Genomic DNA, 2,480 nt, shown 5'->3' with positions numbered 1-2,480 from the left:
CCAGCCAGCGCTCGGCATCGAGCACGCGCAGCTCGTCGCGGACGCGGCGCCAGAGCAGCGGCGAGCCGGCACCGTAGATCAGCACCAGCGCCGGCCGGTCATCCAGCAGCGATACCCCCTGCGCGACGCGCATGGGCATGACCTCGCGCAGCCCGTCCCCGCCCTCCAGCACATTCACCGCCAGGCCGGGTGTGGTGAAGCGTTTGCCGGCCCAGCCGGGCAGCCCGCCCAGCGCCACCGCGCCGGGCGCGATGCGACACAGCCAGGCCGGACCGACGAAACCGGCGCGGAAAAAGCACGGCGACACCGGGCCCGTGACCGGCGGCAGCCCGGCGAAACGCTGCCGCCAGGCCGACAGCGAGGTAGCAGCCGGCATGGTCAGCGCGCCGGCAGGAAGGTGCCGAAACCGGCCTCCCGCCCCAGCGCCGGCACCACCTCGCCATGCTCGACCGCTGCCCGGCCGTTGATGAAGACATGCTCGACCAGCCCCGGGTTTCGGTTGACCAGTCGCTGCAGGCCGCCGAAGTTCTCCATCTCGGCCCAGTGCACCTGTTCCAGGTCCTGCGCCAGACCGGACGGATCCAGCACCACCAGGTCGGCGCGATCGCCCTCGCGGATGCGCCCGGCCTCGATGCCGAACCAGTCGGCCTGCTCGCCGGTGACGCGCCAGACCGCCTTCTCCAGGCTCATCACCGGCTGGCCATCGTCGGCGGCCTGCCGCACCAGCTTGAGGAAGCGTAGCGGCAGGTTGTAGAAGGCCATGTTGCGGATGTGCGCGCCGGCATCGGAGAAGGTGATCAGCGTGCGCGGATCCTGCACCATTTCCAGCACGGCCTGGCGCCGGTGGTTGCCGACCGTGGTGTACCAGCGCAGCGAGCGGCCGAACTCGACCACCAGATCGAGGAACAGGTCGACGACGTGGATGGAGCGCTCGCGGGCGATCTCGGCGAAGTTGCGGCCGACCAGCGCGCGGTCCGGGCACTCGAGCACGATGGCGTCGCCGAAGTCGCGCTGCCACACACGCGGGCTCAGCTTCTCGCCATAGAACTTGCGGAACCGGCGGCGGTAGGCCTCGTTTTTGAGCAGGGCGTTGCGCTCGATCTGGTCGCGCAGGTCGAGCGCCATTTCGCCGGCGCCGAACTCCTCGAAGAACACCACGTCGATGCCATCGGCATAGACGGTGAAGGGGGTTGGCAGGAGCTGCCAGCGGAAATTGCCGCCCAGCGCGTTGACGAAACGCGACAGGAACTGGGCCATGGGCCGCACGGTGCGGTTGCCTTTCAGCGCCATGAGCGTGATCAGCGTCATCTTCAGCGGTTTGCGCAACAGCCCCAGCGCGGCGCCGACATACTCGAACACCAGCAGCGGGTTGGCGGCGTTGGGCGCGCCCTGGTGCACGCGTCCGCGCCGGCGCAGGATGCGGTTGAGCCGGGCCAGCTCGCCCAGGCGCGCGTAGGTGCTGGGCAGGCTCTTCGACCAGGCGCGGTCGCCATCGATCTTGTCCCATTTCAGGCGCATGGTCGACATGCCCAGGAAGCCGGCATCCAGCGCCTCCTCCAGCATGCCCTCCATGCGCCGCAGCTCGTCTTCGCTCGGCTTCACCGCGCGGTCGGTGGCGCGGTGCAGGCCGAGCGTGGCGACACGCATGTCGCTGTGGCCGATGAACGAGATCAGGTTCGGGCCCAGCGGCTGCCGGCGCACGAACTCGACCCACTCGGCCGGCCGCCGCCAGGTCTTGTGCGCGTGCAGGATCGGCAGCACCTTCTCGCGCGGCACGGTCTCGACGCGGGTGAAAATGTCGGAGGCATCTTCGGCCTCGCTGCAGACCATGCTCAGCGAACAGCTGCCGACCAGCACCGTGGTCACGCCATGGCGCACCGACTCCGACAGCGCCGGCGCGGCGAGAACCTCGGCATCGTAATGGGTATGGGTATCGAGGAAGCCGGGCGTGATCCACTTGCCGGTAGCATCGATGACCCGCGCGGCCTGCGCCGGATCCAGCGCGGTCGCGCTGACCCGGGCGATGCGGCCGTCGCGGATGGCGACATCGCGTATGGCCGACTCGGCACCGGTGCCGTCGAAATAGCGTCCCTGGCGGATGATCACGTCGTAGAGCGGTTGCATGTGGCGCCTCGCCTTTGTTGTTTTCTCGACAATAGGCGCGGGACCGGGGCATGATTTGACAAATCACGAGTCGCAATCCGATCACGCCGGCACGGCGGAGCACATCCGGGAGGGTCACACATGCGGTATCTGGTGCGCAGCGGCGGCCTGCTCGGCTACGCCGCGCTGGTGCGCGAGGCCGGCGGCGATCCGCTGCGGCTGCTGGACGAGGCCGGCCTGCCGGCCGCCGCCCTGGACACCACCGAACTGTACCTGTCCTATCCCGCGCTGGCCGACCTCTACGCGCTCACCGCCGGCCGGCTGCGCATGCCTGCCTTCGGCCTGCGCCTGGGACAGCGCCAGAGCCTGGAAGTGGT

The 2,480-nt window shown here is 69.5% G+C and carries 3 protein-coding genes; 1 reads left to right on the top strand and 2 read right to left on the bottom strand.

The features are described 5' to 3' along the window. The coding region (locus tag C5O18_RS08535; RefSeq protein WP_105193139.1) for a hypothetical protein at positions 1-376 on the bottom strand (376 nt) is incomplete at its 3' end. 2 nt (positions 377-378) lie between these two features. Beyond that, positions 379-2,124 carry an N-acyl-D-amino-acid deacylase family protein gene (locus C5O18_RS08530; RefSeq protein ID WP_105193137.1) on the bottom strand — a complete coding sequence of 582 codons (1,746 nt, stop codon included), beginning with the start codon at positions 2,122-2,124 and terminating at the stop codon, positions 379-381. Between the two features lie 120 nt (positions 2,125-2,244). Here C5O18_RS08530 and C5O18_RS08525 point away from each other — a divergent pair. Further along, the coding region (locus C5O18_RS08525; RefSeq protein ID WP_146089304.1) for an AraC family transcriptional regulator ligand-binding domain-containing protein at positions 2,245-2,480 on the top strand (236 nt) is incomplete at its 3' end.

This window comes from Amnimonas aquatica, from assembly GCF_002943415.1.
GTDB lineage: Bacteria > Pseudomonadota > Gammaproteobacteria > Pseudomonadales > Moraxellaceae > Perlucidibaca > Perlucidibaca aquatica_A.
This window is presented reverse-complemented; position numbering and strand designations above follow the sequence as displayed.

Coding starts and splice junctions, on each gene's coding strand:
- C5O18_RS08530 (WP_105193137.1), bottom strand. CDS start 2,124: ATGCAACCGCTCTACGACGTGATCATCCGCCAGGGACGCTATTTCGAC.